The 1,678-nt window shown below is 66.0% G+C and carries 2 protein-coding genes and 1 pseudogene; 1 reads left to right on the top strand and 2 read right to left on the bottom strand.

The window, feature by feature from the left end; genetic code table 11:
- A pseudogene (locus VF697_RS22360) lies at positions 1 to 484 on the top strand (hypothetical protein); the annotation flags it as partial.
- Here VF697_RS22360 and VF697_RS22355 read toward each other — a convergent pair.
- A complete protein-coding gene (locus tag VF697_RS22355; protein WP_331098180.1) occupies positions 447 to 962 on the bottom strand; it encodes a response regulator in 516 nt (171 codons plus the stop codon). The pseudogene VF697_RS22360 and the gene VF697_RS22355 sit on opposite strands and share 38 nt — an antisense overlap.
- On the bottom strand, positions 959 to 1,678 hold a 720-nt coding region (locus VF697_RS22350), incomplete at its 5' end, for a sensor histidine kinase (protein WP_331098179.1). The genes VF697_RS22350 and VF697_RS22355, both read right to left, overlap by 4 nt.

Here is a 1,678-nt window from a genome sequence, read left to right as displayed (position 1 = left end):
GGCGTGGGGAGTGGAGCCACAGGCGGTGGTGGGGCAGGGAGTCGGGGAGTACGTGGCGGGGGTGGAGGCGGGAGTCTTCAGCCTGGAAGAGGGGCTGAGGCTGGCGGTGGGCAAGCCGGGACAGGCGGGGCCGTACGCGGTGCCGAGGCTGTTGCTGGTGAGCGCGGAGAGTGGGACGGCGCCCGGAGCGGAGGCGAGCCAGGAGGACTACTGGAAGAAGCCCCGGGGGCAGCGGGCCGCACGGTGGGACGAGGCCGAGAAGGCGCTCGAGGCCCACGGCGTGGAGGTGCGCCTGGAACTCCGAGCGGAGTGGCCTCGTGTCCTGGAAACGCTGGGGGCCCTGTACGTGAAGGGCGTGGAGGTGGACTGGGCTGCCTACGACGCCCCCTATGGGAGGCGTCGGGTCACCCTGCCCACCTATCCCTTCCAGCGTCAGCGCTACTGGCTCACGCCGGCGAGTGAGCGTCGCCCTGTTGCTCGGTGAGGTTGAGCACCAACTGGCGCACTTCCTGACCGTTGAAAGGCTTTCGCAGCTCCTTCAGCAAGTGGGACTGGCCGAACTCCTTGAGCATCGACTCCCAGGAGTAATCGGAGTAGGCCGAGCAGAGCACCACCCGTATCGAGGGAGCCACCTGTCGCAGACGCCGGAGTGTCTCGGCGCCGTTCCAGCCGGGGGGCATCCGGTAGTCGAGGAAGACCAGCGAGTAGGTCTGGCCCGTCTCCAGGGCCGCCCGGACCTTGGAGAGACCCTCCTGCCCCTGGAAGGCCGAATCCACTTCGAACTCCGGATCGCTGGAGGAATCGCCGCGAGAGGGATTGGCGCCGAAGAGTGCCTCTTCCAGCAGGTCGAGATCATCCTGACCCTTGCGCTGCTCCGAGCCGAGGATCCGGCGAAAGTCCGTGTGGATGGCCTCGGAATCGTCGATGACGAGGATCCGCCTCTTGTTGTCACAATTGCTCATTTCGTCTCCTGGGCCGGGTGAAAGGGAATCTCGAGTGTGAAGGTGGCGCCTTTGCCAGGACCGTCACTGTGGACGGACAGCGAGCCGCCCACTTCCTGGGCCGCCAGGGCACTGGAGTGCAGGCCGAAGCCGTGCCCCTCTTCACGAGTGGTGAAGCCATACTGGAAGATGCGCGTGAGCATGTCCGGTGCGATGCCCATGCCGTTGTCATGGATGGCGATGCGGACGTGGTCCGTGGGCAGGCGCTCCATCTTGATGCTCAGGAGCCGCTCGGCCACGGGCACATCATCCATGGCGTACTTGGCGTTGCTGACCAGGTTCACCAGGATCATCAGCAGCTTGTTCTTGTCCGTCAGCACGGGCGGCAGGTCCACCAGGTGGCGTTGAATCTTCACCTGATGGCGGGTGAGCCCGGCCGCGTTGATGCGCAGGGAGTCCTCCACCAGGTCCGCCAGGTTGACCGACTCGTGGACTCGGGGCGTCCGGGCGTAGTTCTGTTGCACCTTGACGATGTCGCCGATGTGCTCGGTGTAGCGGCCCACGTCCTCGAGCAGCGTGATGACCTCCTGGCGATCATCCACGAGGTTCTGCCCGAGCTTGTTGAGGAAGGGCATGAGGTGGCGACCGCGCTCGTCCTGGGAGAGGAAGGTGGGCAGGTCACCCTGGCGCTCCTGGAGCATGTTGGCCACGCGGCCCACGTGCTCCAGACGCATGCC

Origin of the sequence: Archangium sp. (genome assembly GCF_036388035.1) — a bacterium.
GTDB lineage: Bacteria > Myxococcota > Myxococcia > Myxococcales > Myxococcaceae > Archangium.
This window is presented reverse-complemented; position numbering and strand designations above follow the sequence as displayed.